The sequence below is a fragment of the Cryobacterium sp. PH31-L1 genome (assembly GCF_030063145.1).
Taxonomy (GTDB): domain Bacteria; phylum Actinomycetota; class Actinomycetes; order Actinomycetales; family Microbacteriaceae; genus Cryobacterium.
Genome location: NZ_JASISM010000004.1, coordinates 304,248 through 319,365 on the forward strand (window position 1 = coordinate 304,248; position 15,118 = coordinate 319,365).

The following is a 15,118-nucleotide window of genomic DNA, read 5'->3' on the forward strand; positions in this document are numbered from 1 at the left end:
GAAGATGGGACACGGTCAGGTGCGACAGAGGCGACAAGACAGCGCCGACGGATGACCGAATCACGCTTGGAGAATACGCTACAGGCATCCGCCGACATATCCGGTCATCCGAGCCGCTCCGGGCAGGCTTAGCCGAGTTGTTCGCGCACGAGAGGTGCGACCCGGGTACCAAAGAGCTCGATGCTGTTCATCAATTTCTCATGTGGGAGCGTGCCGATGCTGTACTTCAGGTCGAACCGGCTGAGCCCCAGGCCCTGCACCACCGTGGCGATCTTCGTGGCCACGGTCTCGGGTGAACCCACGAACACGGCGCCGTTGGGGCCAGCATCCTGCTCGAAGCGTTCCCGAGTGGCCGGGCCCCAGCCGCGTTCCCGACCGATGCGGTTCTGCATCGCCTCGTAGTGCGGCCACATTTCGTCGCGAGCCTGAGCATCCGTCTCGGCGATATAGCCGGGCGAGTGCTCACCGATCGGCAGCGTGGGCTTCTCGAACTGCGCCAGGGCGCGGTGGTAGAGGTCGACGAGAGGCGCGAAGGCGAGCGGCGCACCGCCGATGATGGCGAGCATGAGCGGCAGACCGTAGTGCGCGGCGCGAATGACCGACTCAGGGCTGCCGCCCACACCGATCCAGGTCTTGATCGATCCGGACTCGGTCGGAGGAAACACGGTCTGGTCGTTCAGGGCTGCCCGGGTCTGGCCGGTCCAGGTCACCGGCTGTTCCTTGAGTAGTTCGGTGAACAATTCGAGCTTCTCCTCGAACAAGTGCTCATAGTCACCGAGGTCCAGGCCGAACAGCGGAAAGGATTCGGTGAACGAACCGCGCCCGAGGATGACCTCCGCGCGCCCGCCCGACACCGCGTCGAGCGTGGCGAAGCGCTGGTAGACCCGGACCGGGTCGTCGGAGCTGAGTACGGTCACGGCTGAGCCCAGTCGAATCCGGCTGGTCTGGCCGGCGATCGCGGCGAGCACCACTTCGGGTGCTGAAACGGCGAAATCGGCGCGGTGGTGTTCGCCGATGCCGAAGAAATCCAGGCCGACCTGGTCGGCCAGCACGGCTTCGGCCACGACGTTGCGCAGCACCTGTGGCTGAGCCAGCGGCCGCCCGTCGGCGTCGAAGGTAACGTCGCCGAAGGTATCGAGTCCCAGTTCAAGTTTGTTCGTCACGCGGGTACAGCCTCTCAGAACGAGTCTTTTCTATGCACATGCATACACCGGTTGAACCTCGGCCCGGCCGCTGTTATTCCGTTTCACCCAGACTCGCACGGTTGAAAGAACCGTGCGATCTGCCGGAGCGGCCAGAATAGAACCAGGTGCCGTGCGGCACCCGAAGAATGGAGCCAGCCATGACCGAATCCGAGCTCATCACTGCCTGGGTGAAAGCCCGCGGACACATCATCGCGTCCCAGGCCGCGCCGACCTTCCTGCTCACGGCCATCGTGGGCTTTCTCGCCCTGGGCCTCGGAGCGACAGAGCTCTCCGTGCGCATCGCCGCGGCGGGCATCCTGCTGGCCTCGGGCATTTTCGGAGCTTTGGCCCAGATTGCCGCAGCCAATGAAGGTCTCGCCGTCATTACCGACCTGCGTGGCCTGGAGACGCCAACCGCTCTCACTCGGAGCATCGTGACCATGGCGCCCTGGGTCAATGTCGTGCGATTCGTCACGCCGGCGATTTTCGTCATCGTCTACATCGCGCTGCTGGCCGCGCTCTTTCTGACCGCTCGCTGAGCGCGCCGGCGGTCAGATCAGCCGGCCACCGGACGGTCGCAACGCGAACGCCACCAAGCCCAGACCCGCATGACAATCCGCTTGAGGAATCCGCCGAGCCGACGCGCTGAAGCGAATTCCGTTCCGAGCACGGCGAGTCCCAAGAAAACGATCACCCACCCCGGTCCTGGCAGGGGAATCAGAATTATGCCGATAACAACAATCACCGTGCCGAACAGCCCGACCCCGAGGCGATAGGCGAAGAGTAGATAGGGGTGCCCGTCAACCCACGCACGAGCTCGTCGCAGGGCCCGCCGCACCGGATACCGCGGGTCACTGCCACCGGCGATATCGCGGGAGAGATGCTCAGACATCTTCCAAATCTAAGCCAGATTTCTGGGAGGTGGCCGCCCGCCTGGAAGTGGCTATGTGAAGTTCAGGCTGTCTGGATCAGCATCGAGGTAATACCATTGGCGGTCAACCTTGAGAAAGCGACTCACCTCATTCTGCTGGCCCGCTATGCCGTCTTCGCGATAGTGCGCTGTAAATTCCACGACGCCTTCTCTATCAAATAGGCCGCCGCGTTCTGTGCGCACGATATCGAGCCGCCGCCAGGATATCGCCGAGTCGAGTTCGACTGATTGCGGTCGGGTCAGCGGATGCCAGGTGTGCAGGAGATACTGCGCGTCACCTCGGCAGAAAGCGCTATACCGGGACCGCATGAGCCATTCGGCCGTTGGCGGTACAGCGGTACCGCTGTGAAAGCGGCCACAGCAGGCGGAATAGGTGTCCCCACTGAGGCAGGGACACCGTGGATCCAGCGTGATGGTCTGATCGGGCTCTGCTAGGACTGCGCCTGGGCGTAGGCCTCGCGCACGGTGCCGGCGATGCGTCCGCGGTCGGAGACGGCGACGCCGTTGGCGGCAGCCCAGGCACGTATGGCCTGAAGCTCGGCCCGGTTTGAACCGGCCGAACTGGTGCCGCGTGGCTTGGCGGGCACATAGCCAACGCGTCGGGAGACATTCGTGTATGGCTTGATCGCGGCGCGAAATTCAGCGAGGTTTTCGGTGGACAGATCAATCTCGTACGATTCACCCTCGAAGGCAAAGGACACAGTTGCTCCTGAGCCATTTTCGATAACGGTGCCGTCGAGGTCATCCATCAGCTGAACCGTGGTCTTCTTCATTCTGAGATTCTCCAATGAGGTGTCGAATACATTCGGGATGGATACATTCGCCTGTGGCGATAACCACTAACGAATTATGGCTGCCCATCTCTTTTTCCGATACCCGCCACGCGGTATTTCTTTTGGATTCACAACTTGTACGATGCGGATCACAAAAAAATAGCCCCGACGATGTCGGGGCTATTTCATATTTGGTGGATCCGAGGGGATTCGAACCCCTGACCCCCTGCATGCCATGCAGGTGCGCTACCAGCTGCGCCACGGACCCAGATTGTTGTCTCGAATTGCTCCGAAACAACTTTGTTAGCTTACAACACAGATTGGGATCTGCGAAACCGAAGCTACTCCGCGACCTCGTCAGAAGCCTCATCGTCAGCTTCATCTGAGGTCACTTTGGCCGGAATCCCGGTGGGAATGACGGGACAGTCCTTCCACAGGCGCTCCAGGGAATAATACTGGCGCTCTTCCTCGTGAAAGACGTGCACGACCAGGTCCCCGAAGTCTACGAGCACCCAGCGGCCGGCAGCACGTCCCTCACGACGCAGCGGCTTGTGGCCGGCCTCGATGAGCTTGTCCTCAATCTCGCCGGCAATGGCTACAACGTTGCGCTCCGAGCGCCCCGTGACGATGAAAAAGATATCGGCGAGGGGAAGCGGGTTGGAAACGTCGAGGGCAACGAGATCTTCGCCTCCCTTGGAGTCGGCGGCGGCGACGGCGATGCTGAGCAGCTCGAGGGCGTGGGGTGACGTGGTCATGAATGAATCCTTGAGATTGTGCCGGAAGGCGTGAATGCGCTTGTGGCGATGATGGGGGGAACAAAGGAAGGCAGGCCAAACGGGCTTGCGAAAGAGGAGGGAGTAAGGCGGGAAACTGCGGCCACTAGTACGCGCCCGACAGGTAGCCGATCACGAAGAGTGCCAGAACGCTGACGGCCAGCGCGGCTGTCGCGATGACCAGAATCATCGGCAGGGAGGCACGCTGCTTCCGGGGCGGGGTCAACATACCCCGCGTCGACGCGTGCGTACTCACGGCGCGGCTGGCACTGACCGGGGCCGAGTCGCCGCCTAGCTGATCGGCGTCGAGTTGGTCCATCATGTGGTCCATCTCGGACGAATCGAACAGATTCGGGTGAGCGCCGGTCGAGCCGAGACTGCGCGGCAGGTCGAACGAACCGGTGATCATGATCTCACCCGTATTGGAAATGGGATTCACGCTGCTGGGCTGGTGAGGAATCGAGGGCAGAATGAGAGCGTTCGTGGTCGTGGGAATACCGCCGGCACCGATACCGCGATTGATCAGTTCGTCGAGCGACTGGTCGGGCTGCGAGACTTCGACTCGCGGGGCATCCGCATCGACCGACCAGTGTCCGATCGGCGGTGTCCATCCGGTCTTGTCAGTGATGGTCGGATCCGCGGACTCGATCGGCTCGGCCACGATCGGCTCGGCGTACATCTGCTCGGGTTCGACCGGGTCGACGGCGACCGGCGTGGTCGCCACGGGCTCGATCAGCTCCGCCTCGACCAGCTCGGCGTCGACCGGCTCGGCGTCGACCGGCTCGGCGTCGACCGGCTCGGCGTCAACCGGCTCGGCGTCCACCGGCTCGGCGTCTGTGGGCGCGCCGGCGGCGGCCCCGAAGTCGCCAGTATTGAGAGCCTGTTCCTCGTCTTCACGTGCGTGTAGTGCGCGCAATTCCCGACGACTCAGGGTGTGCGCCGCCGGAGCCGATCGGTCGGGCTCGGCTGCACCCGGGGTGGGAATCAGATTCACAGTGTCCTGAGACTCCTGCGGATCGGGAGCCGTGTGGTGCCGGCTCGTTCGCCGTGATGTCGGGGTCTGTGCCGATGAAGCAAACGATGCCGGGCGAAGCGCGGCCGGGGTCAGCACCGGAATGTCGAGGGTCGGGATTGCGTCGTTGGCAGTGGCGGCTTCGTCACCCTGTTCACGCGCACGTTCGCGCGCCTGACGTCGGCTGAGCGGCTGAGGGTCTCCCGACGTCATGCCACACTCCGATACAGATGATGCTTTGAGATGTACTGGACAACCCCGTCGGGGACCAGGTACCAGACCGGGAATCCCCGATTAACCCGTGCCCGGCAGTCAGTGGACGAAATAGCCAGTGCCGGAACTTCCAACAAGCTTACGTCTTGGTTCGGTAATCCCGAGACGCTCAGCTCATGGCCCGGGCGACTCACAGCGACGAAATGTGCCAGCTGCCAGAGTTCGCGGACGTCTTTCCAGCCGAGAATCTGCGTGATCGCATCCGCTCCGGTGATGAAGAACAATTCGGCATCCGGGCGTTCTTCGTGCAGATCTCGCAGCGTGTCAATGGTGTAAGTCGGGCCGACTCGGTCGATATCCACTCTGCTCACGGTGAACCGCGGATTGGACGCTGTCGCAATCACGGTCATCAGGTAGCGATGTTCGCCACGGGTGACGCCGCTTTTCTGCCACGGCTGCCCGGTGGGCACGAAGACAACCTCGTCGAGGTCAAAACTCTGCGCGACCTCACTGGCGGCGACGAGGTGCCCATGGTGGATGGGGTCGAACGTTCCGCCCATCACGCCGATGCGCGGGCGACGAACTGTCACGTTAAAATCAGGCTTCTAGTGGCCACCGGTGCCGGTGGTACCACCATGTCCGCCGTGCGCGGCGGCGTAGGCGTCAGCCTTGCCGCTGTGGCGGTTGGATACATCACGAAAGCTCCACAGCACGACGCCGAGGGCCAGGAACAACACTGCGGCTACCATCGGGTACACGATAAGCGGCAACGGCAAGGCGATGTGCTCGACCTCGGTCAGCACGGCACTCACAAAAGACATCGGTTCTCCATTCACGCGCCGCGCAGTCGGGCGCGGCCCCAGTTGGCTGCGACGAGTCGCGCGCCTGACGGCTCACGCCGTCGCCTCATTCTAGCTTGACCGGCGCGCTTGACCGGCACCCGAGTGTGAACCTACGCGCGTACCTGGCCGGTGCCGCGCACGATCCACTTTGTGCTGGTCAGCTCTGGCAAACCCATCGGCCCACGAGCGTGCAGCTTCTGGGTGGAGATACCCACCTCGGCACCGAATCCGAATTCTCCGCCGTCGGTGAACCGGGTGGAGGTGTTGACCATAACCGAGGCCGAATCGACCTCGTTCAGAAAGCGCTCAGCGTTCTGCAGGTCGTTGGTGATGATCGACTCGGTGTGCCCGGTGGAATAGCGACGAATGTGGTCCATAGCCTCATCGAGGGAGTCGACAATCGCCACCGAAATGTCGAGGCTCATGTACTCGGTACCCCAGTCGTCGTCGGTGGCCGGGACGGCGGACGGATAGAGCGCGCGGGTGCGGGCATCCGCGTGGACGGTGACGCCGGAGGCCGTGAGCTTGTCCAACACATCGGGAAGCAGGCGTTCAGCAGCGCTGCGGTGCACAAGCAGGGTTTCCAGAGCATTGCAAACGCTCGGACGGTGCGTCTTGGAGTTGTGCACGATATCGATCGCCCACTGCTTGGTGGCCGTCTCATCGAGGAAGACGTGCACCACTCCGGCACCGGTCTCGATGACCGGCACCTGGGACTCACGAACCACGGTCTGGATGAGGTTGGCGCTGCCACGGGGAATGAGTACGTCGACGTACCCGCGAGCCTTCATGAGCTCGGTGGCGCCGGCCCGGCCGAAGGGATCGATGGTCTGTACCGAATCGGGGTTGAGTCCGGCGTCCGTGATGGCCGACTGCACCAGGTCGATGAGTATTCGGTTGCTGTTCTCGGCGGCTGAACCGCCACGGAGCACGACGGCGTTGCCGCTCTTCAGGGCGAGGGCGGCCAAGTCGACGGTGACGTTGGGGCGAGCTTCGTAGATGACGCCGATGACGCCGAAGGGAACGCGCACCTGACTGATCTTGATGCCGTTGGGCAGGCTGCTGCCGCGCACGACCTGGCCGACCGGGTCGGTGAGCAGCGCGATCTGGTCGACGGAGTCGGCGAGGGCCAAAATGCGCGGCGCGTCGAGCTTGAGCCGATCGAGTAAGCCGGCACTGAGACCGTTGGTGGCGCCGGCAGCGAGGTCGGCTTGGTTGGCCGTCACGATCTGTGTGGCGTGGTCGCGCAGGGACTGCGCGACCATTTTCAGCGCTTTGTTCTTTAGCTCTGTCGACGCTGAAGCAAGCGACAGGGAGGCGGTGCGAGCGGCCTCGAGGGTGGGCGTGAGCTGGGCTACGTCGTTCAGAGACTGCAACATACCCCCCAGTTTACGGGAGGCCGCCCCCAGAGACTATTCTCCGCTCTCAGGAAATGCGCAGTGCTGACGGTGCCGGAGCCGGTTCGAACCAGGTTCCCACCGGTTCACCGCGCAGCGCCTCGGCCACCAGCCCGGTCGCCGTGACCAGCACGGCGGTTCCGGCCTGAGCGGCGATACGCGCCGCCGTCACCTTGGTGCTCGCTCCCCCCGTACCGACCCCGTTGACCGCCGTTGCGCCGAATTCCATCCCGAGCAACGGGTCACCGGATGCCACGTGGCTGATGCGCTCGGCCCCGGGCAGGTCAGGCGGGCACGTGTACAGGGCGTCCACATCGCTGAGGAGCACGAGCAGATCGGCGCCAATCAGGGTGGCAACGAGCGCCGCCAGCCGATCGTTGTCGCCGAATCGAATCTCGTGGGTGGCTACGGTGTCATTCTCGTTGACGATCGGAAGAATACGCAGCGCCATCAGGCGTTCCATCGCGCGTTGGGCGTTGCCGCGATGGGTGGAGTTGTCGAGGTCACTCGCCGTGAGCAACACCTGACCGGCCACGATGTCGTAACGGTCGAGGCTGTCCTGGTACCGGAAGATCAACAGATTCTGACCAACGGACGCCGCCGCCTGCTGGGTGGCCAGGTCGGTAGGCCGTTCCTGCAGCTGGAGGTAGGGCATGCCGATGGCAATGGCACCGGACGACACCAGGACCACCTCGGTGCCCCGGGCGTGCGCTTCGGCCAGGGCATCGACGAGGGGCGCGATCTGCCCGGAGTTTTCGCCACTGATCGACGAGGAGCCCACCTTGACCACGATGCGTGCGGCCGAACGAACAACCGCCTGCGAGTGCGCCCTCATCGGGTGATATTTCGGTTGGCTACATTAACGTTGAAGCCATTCATACTGACCCCGAATAGGACGTGCAACCCCACATGAATCTGGCCCTCCGGCAAGAAGAATGGACGCGCCGTGCGACCACCGGCAGCTTAGCGCAGCTGGTGCGCCGGCCCGGTCAGAGCAGCGCGCGACGCTCTTCGCTGGCCGCCGGCTCGAACCAGGTGCCGACGTGCTCGCCGCGCAGGGCGGCCGCGGCCAGTTCGGTCGAGGTGACCAGAACGGCGGTGCCGGCCTTGGTGGCGAGGCGGGCGGCGACGACCTTGGTGCTTGCTCCCCCTGTGCCCACTCCGGTGGCTCCGCTCGAGCTGAACTCAAATTCGTCGAGCGGGTCGTCTGCTGCGATGAAGTCGAGCTTCTCAGCGCCGGGCAGGTGCGGCGGCTTGGTGTAGAGCGCGTCGACGTCGCTGAGCATGATCAGCAGGTCGGCCTGGATGAGCGTTGCGACCAGGGCGGCGAGGCGGTCGTTGCTGCCGAACCGCAGGCCGTAGACGGCCACGGTGTCGTTTTCGTTGACGACTGGCAGAATGCGCAGGTCGAGCAGTCGTTCCAGTGCACGCCGGGTGTTGCTGCGGTGCGGCTCTTTGAGGGCGTCGCCCTCGGTTAGCAGGACGGTGCCGGCCGCGATGCCGTAACGGTCGAGGCTTTCCTGATAACGAAAGATGAGCACGTTCTGCCCGACGGCGGCGGCGGCCTGCTGGGTGGCGACATCGCTGGGTCGTTCGTCGAGGTGGAGGAACGGCATCCCTGTGGCGACTGCGCCCGAAGAGATCAGCACTACTTCGGTGCCGCGACCGTAGGCCTCGGCCAAGGCGTCGACGAGTGGCGTGATCTGGTCGGAGTTCTCACCGCTGATCGATGAGGACCCAACCTTCACCACGACGCGTTTCGCGCCCGCTACGTTGTCTCTGGCTAAGCCACTCACTTCTGTACTTCTTCCGTTGGGTCTGTCTCAGTGTCGTCGGAGTCAACATCCGTTTCGATGCCGTTGTCCGGCTCGGTTTCGAGCTCGGCGGCGTCGGTCGGCGTGGAGAAATTCAATTCCACGTCGGCGAGGCGAACGTCTTCATTGTGTTCCTCTTCGCCGGTCTGCCACATGCCAGCCTCGCGCTCACGAATGAGTTCGGCGCGGGCGGAGGACTTGGCGTCCATTCGGCCGAAGTACTCTTCGCGGCGCTCGTTGCTGGTGCGACGTTTGGGCTCGTCGAGGCGGGCGTCGGTTCCGCGGGGTGCGGTGATGAGTTCGGCGGTGGAGGTGAGCGTTGGCTCCCAGTCAAAGACGACACCGTGGCCCGGGCCGATGATGACCGTCGAACCGGCGATGGCCCCCGACTTGTACAACTCATTCTCGATACCGAGTTTGGCGAGTCGGTCGGCGAGGAATCCGACGGCCTCGTCGTTGGTGAAGTCGGTCTGCTGAATCCAGCGTTCCGGCTTGGTGCCGAGGATGCGGTAGATGTTGCCGAAAGTGCCGCCCTCGACCTTGATTACGAAGCCGCCCTCGTCAACGGCCTTGGGGCGAATGATGATGCGCGGCTTCTTCGCTTCGGCTGCGGCAGCCTCGGCGCGGCCCTGTTCGACGACCTCGGCGAGGGCGTAGTTGAGTTGCTTGAGGCCCTCGTGGGTGACGCTGGAGATTTCGAACACGCGGTAGCCGCGGGCTTCGAGGTCGGCCTTGACAAAGGCGGCCAGTTCGCGGCCTTCAGGCACGTCGACCTTGTTCAGGGCGATGAGCTGGGAGCGCTGCAGCAGCGGCTTCTGGCCGTCGGGAACCGGGTAGGCGTCGAGTTCACCGAGAATGACGTCGAGGTCACTGATCGGGTCTCGGCCGGGCTCGAGGGTGGCGCAGTCCAGCACGTGGAGCAGGGCGGTGCAGCGTTCAACGTGGCGCAGGAACTCGAGGCCGAGCCCCTTGCCCTCACTCGCGCCCTCGATGAGGCCGGGTACGTCGGCGATGGTGTAGCGCGACTCGCCCGATTCGACGACGCCGAGGTTGGGGTGCAGCGTGGTGAAGGGGTAGTCGGCGATCTTGGGCCGAGCCGCACTCATGGCGGCGATCAGGCTGGACTTGCCAGCTGAGGGGTACCCGACGAGCGCGACATCCGCCACGGTCTTGAGCTCGAGGTAGACGTCGCCTTCCCAGCCGAGTGTGCCGAGCAGGGCAAAGCCGGGGGCCTTGCGTTTGGTCGAGGCGAGGGCGGCGTTGCCGAGCCCACCCTGACCGCCGGGCGCGACGATGAGGCGCAGGCCTGGTTCGTCCATGTCGAGGAGCTGGTTGCCCTCGATATCCTTGACCACGGTGCCGATGGGAACCAGGAGCTCACGCATCTCGCCGTTGTGGCCATTGCGATGGTCGCCCATGCCGGGGCCGCCGTTGTCGGAGCTGCGGTGCGGGGACCGGTGGAAGCCGAGCAGGGTGGTCGTGCTGGGATCGGCCACGAGCACGAGGTCTCCGCCGCTGCCGCCGTTACCGCCGTCGGGACCGGCGAGAGGTTTGAACTTCTCGCGCTTGACCGAAACGCATCCGTTTCCTCCATTGCCCGCTCGTAAATGCAGCGTCACGTGGTCAACGAATGTGGCCATGGAGTGCCCCTTTCAGGTGGCGCAAGAAATGCTTCAAAACGAAGGTGCTATGAAACCCGTGCGTGGAACGATGTGCTACAGAAACTGCTGAACAAACACGTCAGGGCGGACCGAAGCCCGCCCTGACGTTGTGTTCGAAATACTGTGTGGTGGAAACCTACTCGGCTGCAACCACGATATTGATGACCTTGCGGCCACCCCTAGCACCGAACTGCACGGAGCCGGCCTCGAGGGCGAAGAGCGTGTCGTCGCCGCCACGGCCGACGTTGACGCCGGGGTGGAAGTGCGTGCCGCGCTGACGAACGATGATCTCGCCCGCGCCGACAACCTGACCGCCGAAGCGCTTCACGCCGAGGCGCTGAGCGTTCGAGTCACGACCGTTGCGAGTGGAACTCGCACCTTTTTTGTGTGCCATCTGTCTATCTCCTCAGGCCTAGGCGATGCCGGTAACCTGAACGCGAGTGAGCTCCTGACGGTGCCCCTGACGCTTCTTGTACCCGGTCTTGTTCTTGAACTTCTGGATGACGATCTTCGGACCGCGAAGGTTGTTCAGAACCTCGGCGGTGACCTTGATCTTGGCCAGCGACGTAGAGTCAGAGGTGATCTTGTCGCCGTCGACGAGGAGCACGGCGGCCAGCTCGACGTTGCCGTCCTTATCAGCCTTGATTCGGTCCATCGTCACGATGGTACCGACCTCTACCTTCTCCTGCCGCCCTCCGGCGCGCACAACTGCGTAAACCACTTTACGTACCAATCTCTGGGGAGCCTGAGGCTCCAATTTTGGAAACTCACTGCTCTGACTTGACTGCTGTATTCACTGCAGTACGCGAACCGGTTGGCCCAGCGCACTCAGAAAACCTTGGTATTCGCGTTTATTTTTCTAACGCACACCAAGGGTTGACTTTACCTGATCCGTTACCCGTGGTCAAACCAACGGCACGGCGTGTCCGAACCACATCTGAAACACAGTGCGGCTCGTAGACTTCGATCATGGCAATACTTATCGACGAGCCTAGCTGGCCGGCGCACGGAACGGTGTGGGCACACCTCGTGAGCGACTCGAATCTCGACGAATTACACGCTTTCGCCGCCGCCGCCGGTATTCCCCGGCGCGGTTTCGACCTCGATCACTACGACGTGCCTGAAGCCCGCTACGCGGACCTGGTGGCCGGCGGGGCCGTGCCGGTGAGCTTTCGGGAGATGATCGTGCGGCTGCGCTCCAGCGGGCTGCGCGTGACCGCCCGTGAGCGGCGCGGGCTGTAGCCTCGGCTACTGCCAGGTGGCGTCGAAGCCGAGCACGCTGCGTCGCACCGCGCCGGTGGCCACGTTCACGAACAGGGTCGTTGCATCCGTTGCCTGAGCATTGACCGGGTATCCGTCAGAGAGCTCGGTCTCCCGGTTCGGCACGATCTGCACGGCCAAGTACTGGTCGTTCGGCGAGAGCTCGAAACCGACGATAGTTTCGTTAGCGGATACCGGCGTATATACCCTGCGCGTCTGGCCACCCTGCACCAGCGAGAGATGCTGCCTCACCGAGCCGGTGGCGGCGTCAAACTCGGCGACGCGCTGCACGTAACTGACGGAATCCGTGCCGGCTCCCCCGGCGAGGAAGCGCAGCTCGGCCGTGTATTGGGTGGTGCCTTCCACGCTCTGCGGCACGATGGCGGACTCGGTGCCCTGGGACAGGTCGAGCACGTACTGGCCGTCGCGGTCAGAGACGGCGATGCGCACGCCGTCGGGCGCGAACGCGGTGAGGTCCGCGAATTGCCCGAGCGGAACCGGTGGGTCGAATTGGGGTTCAATCTCGAGCGGATTGCCGCCGGACTGGTCCAGCGGATTGATCAGCACCAGGTTCGAATCGTATTGCTGTGCAACGATGTCCGCGCGACCGGCCATGAAACCCCAGGTCGTGACCTGGAGCGGGTCGCCGTCGAGACCGGGGACCGCAGTGGCATTGTTGGTGCGCAGGTCGAGCACGAACAGCACGTTCTCGTAGTGTGGGCCAGCGGCATCCGCTGCGCTGGTGAAACGAAAACCGAGCAGGGACTGGCCGGGCGCGGCCTGCAGATCCTGTACAAGGCCGACACCGGGCAGGTTGAGAGCTTCGGCGGTACCGTCGGCGTCGACACGAAAAAGCGCGTTGGCCAGATCGGGATTGACCGTGACCACGGCGAGTTCGCTACCCATCGGCACGAACTGCTGGATGTTCGCCGACTCGAAAGCGACCTCGGTGTCAGCCCTGCCAATCGTGGTACGCAGAATGCGGTCGGTGCCGCGGGTGCCCGCTTCGGCGGCCGACGCCGCGCGACTGAGATAGTACATCGAGGGTTCGCTCGTGCTGAAGGCTGCACTGACGGTCGATTCTCGGTCAACGGTCGTGCCGGTGATCCCCCGCACGGAAACGGCGTAGTCGGTGTTGTAGGCGAGCGGCTGCGGAAAGGAGATGACGACAGAATTTGTGCTCGTGGTCACCTGAGAGGCAGCGGCGGGTTCGATACTGACCTGCTCGGACGTGACCTCGACCAGTTGACGGTTTGTCTCGAGCACCAGGCGCGAGTTTGACGAGGCGACCACGGCGGCACGGTCGACGTCGACATTCGTCAGCCGGGGGCCGGTCAGCAGATTGACGGCGACGAGGGCGAGGCAGGCCGCGACCAGGCCGCCCACGAGTATCCAGAGGGTGCGGCGGAACGGACGCATCGACCGCGGTCGGAACGGTTGCCCGGTGAGCAGATCGGTCGGGAGGTCAGTAGACATAGGGATCATTCGGCTGGTCGACGGGGAGAATCTCGACGGGGGTGATCGCGAGTGGGTCGGTGGCCGCTGCGCTCACGCTCGGGTCGAACCGGCCGGTCACCTGCACCCAGTCATCGATCTCGTACTCGGCCTGCCAGCCCGGAAGATACACCGGAACTCCGATCGGCTGGGCGTCGACGGCGCAGCAGGTGACCACGAATCGGGCCACGTAGAACACATTCTCTGGGTCCTTGGCATCGGGCGTGACGAACCCGATCACCTGCGCGGTCTTGTCGGCGTAGAACGCTGGATCGGACGACTGCGCCAGCAGGGAGACCCACTCCCGCACGCTGAGCTGTTCGAAGTCGCCGGTGCCGATGAGTGCAGCGGCCTGCTCGGCGTCGTCGTCGGTGCCGAGCCCGCCGGAGTTCACCTCGCGCTGGGTCGCGGTGGCGCTGGTCAGAGTGGTCGGCGGAATGATGACCATGGCGACGCCCATGATCACCAGCAGCGCGACTCCGACCCCGGTCAGCGTTGTGGCGACCCGGCCGGTGCGTTCAACCTCGAAACCGCGGCGACGGGCAAACCCGGCGCCAACGAGCACGAGCCCGATGACGGCCATGGCGATGGTGAAGACGAAATAGCGGGGGTGAATATATAGCCCGAGCTGGCCGCTGAAGGCCAGCCACAGGGTCGCGACGACGACCACGAGGCTGAGCAGCACGCCCTGCCAGCGCTCGGCCCAATACCGGAGAGCCCCGGACAACTTTCGGTCAGGCAACATAATTCACCAGCAATCCGAGGGCGGCACTCATCAGCCCCACCACGACAGTGATCTGCACGAGGGTTCGGCTGGTGAAGGTCGTGCGCATCAGGGCGAGCATCTTGACGTCGATCAGGGCGCCGAACACCAGGAACGCCACGATTCCGCCGGGCAGAAAGGTACTGCCGAACGACAGCACAAAGAAGGCGTCGACGTTGGAGCAGACCGCCACGATGAAGGCCAGGGCCATCATGGCGAGCACCGACCAGACCGGGTTGCTGCCGAGCGCCAGGAGAACCGACCGGGGCACGAAGACCTGGGTGAGGGCGGCCACAGCGGAACCGATGAACAGGGCCGGCATGATGACAGAGGTCTCGCGAATGAAAATCTCGGTGGTCTGGCTGAACCGGCTCTCCCGGGCGTGCGCGTGATCGTGCCCGGTCGTGGAGCCGACGGCGCAGGCCGCCGCGAATCTGGTCGTCAGGAGGCTCTGCGGGTCGGGGTGTTTGCTGAAGAGCCAGCCGACCACGTTGGCGATGACAAATCCGCCGACCAGGCGCGCCACCAGGATGTGGCCGTCCCACCCGAAGGCCTGGTGCGTGGTGATGATGGTGATCGGGTTCAAAATTGGAGCGGCGAGCAGAAACGTGACCGATTCGGAGACGGTGAACCCGCCCACCATGAATCCGCGAGCGAGCGGCACGTTGCCGCACTCGCAGACCGGGAAGAACATGCCCAGCAGCGAGATCGATGCGCGCCGCAGGATCGGGTTCCGTGGCAGGTGCCGGGCGAGAACGCCGTGCGGCAGCCAGACCTGCACGACGGCAGAGAGCAGAATGCCCAGAAAAACGAACGGCACCGACTCGATGATGACGCTGATCGCCAGGGTCAGGGTGTCCTGCACCCGGTCGGGCAGTTCGAAACCGCTCAGCTGGTCGTCGACGAAGGCGGGCGACAGGGCGCGCACAGCGAAAACGGCGAGCACCACCAACACCCCTGCGGTGAGGCCGAGAGGCCATCGCCGCAGCAGAGAGGGCTGC

19 protein-coding genes and 1 tRNA gene are annotated in these 15,118 nt (G+C 64.0%); 2 read left to right on the forward strand and 18 right to left on the reverse strand.

The window, feature by feature from the left end; translation table 11 throughout:
* Positions 1 to 128: 128 nt before the first annotated feature.
* Positions 129 to 1,163, reverse strand: a complete 1,035-nt coding sequence (locus QMF22_RS10400) for an LLM class flavin-dependent oxidoreductase (RefSeq protein ID WP_283453243.1) — start codon at positions 1,161 to 1,163, stop codon at positions 129 to 131.
* A gap of 179 nt (positions 1,164 to 1,342) precedes the next feature.
* Between QMF22_RS10400 and QMF22_RS10405 the strand changes: the two genes are divergently transcribed.
* The gene (locus tag QMF22_RS10405; RefSeq protein WP_283453245.1) at positions 1,343 to 1,723 is read left to right on the forward strand and encodes a hypothetical protein; all 381 of its coding nucleotides are present in this window, start codon (positions 1,343 to 1,345) and stop codon (positions 1,721 to 1,723) included.
* Between the two features lie 17 nt (positions 1,724 to 1,740).
* On the opposite strand, the gene QMF22_RS10410 is transcribed toward QMF22_RS10405, so the two are convergent.
* The 14 genes from QMF22_RS10410 to rplU all read right to left on the reverse strand — a co-directional run bounded on the left by QMF22_RS10410 (position 1,741) and on the right by rplU (position 11,321).
* Positions 1,741 to 2,076 (reverse strand): TIGR02611 family protein, encoded by a 336-nt coding sequence (locus QMF22_RS10410; protein ID WP_283453248.1) that lies wholly within the window; start codon positions 2,074 to 2,076, stop codon positions 1,741 to 1,743.
* A 51-nt stretch (positions 2,077 to 2,127) separates the two neighbouring features.
* Positions 2,128 to 2,523: a YchJ family protein gene (locus QMF22_RS10415; protein WP_283453441.1), complete on the reverse strand. Its 396-nt coding sequence runs from the start codon at positions 2,521 to 2,523 to the stop codon at positions 2,128 to 2,130.
* Positions 2,524 to 2,546: 23 nt separating this feature from the next.
* Positions 2,547 to 2,888: a histone-like nucleoid-structuring protein Lsr2 gene (locus QMF22_RS10420; protein WP_283453250.1), complete on the reverse strand. Its 342-nt coding sequence runs from the start codon at positions 2,886 to 2,888 to the stop codon at positions 2,547 to 2,549.
* A 192-nt stretch (positions 2,889 to 3,080) separates the two neighbouring features.
* Positions 3,081 to 3,156: transfer RNA gene (locus QMF22_RS10425), tRNA-Ala, on the reverse strand.
* A gap of 73 nt (positions 3,157 to 3,229) precedes the next feature.
* Positions 3,230 to 3,643: a ribosome silencing factor gene (gene rsfS, locus QMF22_RS10430; protein ID WP_283453253.1), complete on the reverse strand. Its 414-nt coding sequence runs from the start codon at positions 3,641 to 3,643 to the stop codon at positions 3,230 to 3,232.
* 124 nt (positions 3,644 to 3,767) lie between these two features.
* Entirely contained in the window at positions 3,768 to 4,886 is a 1,119-nt protein-coding gene (locus QMF22_RS10435; protein ID WP_283453255.1) for a hypothetical protein, read from the reverse strand.
* Complete coding sequence (gene nadD, locus QMF22_RS10440) at positions 4,883 to 5,476, reverse strand: nicotinate-nucleotide adenylyltransferase (protein ID WP_283453257.1); 594 nt, start codon at positions 5,474 to 5,476, stop codon at positions 4,883 to 4,885. The genes QMF22_RS10435 and nadD overlap by 4 nt, the downstream gene beginning before the upstream one ends.
* 15 nt (positions 5,477 to 5,491) lie before the next feature.
* The gene (locus QMF22_RS10445) at positions 5,492 to 5,707 is read right to left on the reverse strand and encodes a hypothetical protein (protein ID WP_283453259.1); all 216 of its coding nucleotides are present in this window, start codon (positions 5,705 to 5,707) and stop codon (positions 5,492 to 5,494) included.
* A gap of 131 nt (positions 5,708 to 5,838) precedes the next feature.
* Positions 5,839 to 7,107, reverse strand: coding sequence for a glutamate-5-semialdehyde dehydrogenase (locus tag QMF22_RS10450; RefSeq protein ID WP_283453261.1), 1,269 nt, complete (start codon positions 7,105 to 7,107; stop codon positions 5,839 to 5,841).
* Positions 7,108 to 7,153: 46 nt separating this feature from the next.
* Positions 7,154 to 7,960 (reverse strand): glutamate 5-kinase, encoded by an 807-nt coding sequence (proB, locus tag QMF22_RS10455; protein ID WP_283453263.1) that lies wholly within the window; start codon positions 7,958 to 7,960, stop codon positions 7,154 to 7,156.
* A gap of 154 nt (positions 7,961 to 8,114) precedes the next feature.
* Positions 8,115 to 8,921, reverse strand: a complete 807-nt coding sequence (proB, locus tag QMF22_RS10460) for a glutamate 5-kinase (protein WP_283453266.1) — start codon at positions 8,919 to 8,921, stop codon at positions 8,115 to 8,117.
* Positions 8,918 to 10,579: a GTPase ObgE gene (gene obgE / locus QMF22_RS10465; RefSeq protein ID WP_283453268.1), complete on the reverse strand. Its 1,662-nt coding sequence runs from the start codon at positions 10,577 to 10,579 to the stop codon at positions 8,918 to 8,920. Before obgE ends, proB (QMF22_RS10460) begins: the two co-directional genes overlap by 4 nt.
* A gap of 157 nt (positions 10,580 to 10,736) precedes the next feature.
* On the reverse strand, positions 10,737 to 10,994 hold the full coding sequence (gene rpmA, locus QMF22_RS10470; RefSeq protein WP_283453270.1) for a 50S ribosomal protein L27: 258 nt from the start codon (positions 10,992 to 10,994) through the stop codon (positions 10,737 to 10,739).
* 18 nt (positions 10,995 to 11,012) lie between these two features.
* Positions 11,013 to 11,321, reverse strand: coding sequence for a 50S ribosomal protein L21 (gene rplU, locus QMF22_RS10475; protein ID WP_104081810.1), 309 nt, complete (start codon positions 11,319 to 11,321; stop codon positions 11,013 to 11,015).
* 248 nt (positions 11,322 to 11,569) lie between these two features.
* Between rplU and QMF22_RS10480 the strand changes: the two genes are divergently transcribed.
* Positions 11,570 to 11,842: a DUF4031 domain-containing protein gene (locus QMF22_RS10480; protein ID WP_283453273.1), complete on the forward strand. Its 273-nt coding sequence runs from the start codon at positions 11,570 to 11,572 to the stop codon at positions 11,840 to 11,842.
* Positions 11,843 to 11,848: 6 nt separating this feature from the next.
* On the opposite strand, the gene QMF22_RS10485 is transcribed toward QMF22_RS10480, so the two are convergent.
* From QMF22_RS10485 to QMF22_RS10495, 3 genes are read right to left on the reverse strand one after another with little or no spacing between them, the layout of a single operon-like run.
* Positions 11,849 to 13,336, reverse strand: a complete 1,488-nt coding sequence (locus tag QMF22_RS10485; protein WP_283453275.1) for a hypothetical protein — start codon at positions 13,334 to 13,336, stop codon at positions 11,849 to 11,851.
* Complete coding sequence (locus QMF22_RS10490) at positions 13,326 to 14,099, reverse strand: TIGR03943 family putative permease subunit (protein ID WP_283453277.1); 774 nt, start codon at positions 14,097 to 14,099, stop codon at positions 13,326 to 13,328. The genes QMF22_RS10485 and QMF22_RS10490 overlap by 11 nt, the downstream gene beginning before the upstream one ends.
* Complete coding sequence (locus QMF22_RS10495; RefSeq protein WP_283453280.1) at positions 14,089 to 15,066, reverse strand: permease; 978 nt, start codon at positions 15,064 to 15,066, stop codon at positions 14,089 to 14,091. The genes QMF22_RS10490 and QMF22_RS10495 overlap by 11 nt, the downstream gene beginning before the upstream one ends.
* Positions 15,067 to 15,118 lie beyond the last annotated feature (52 nt).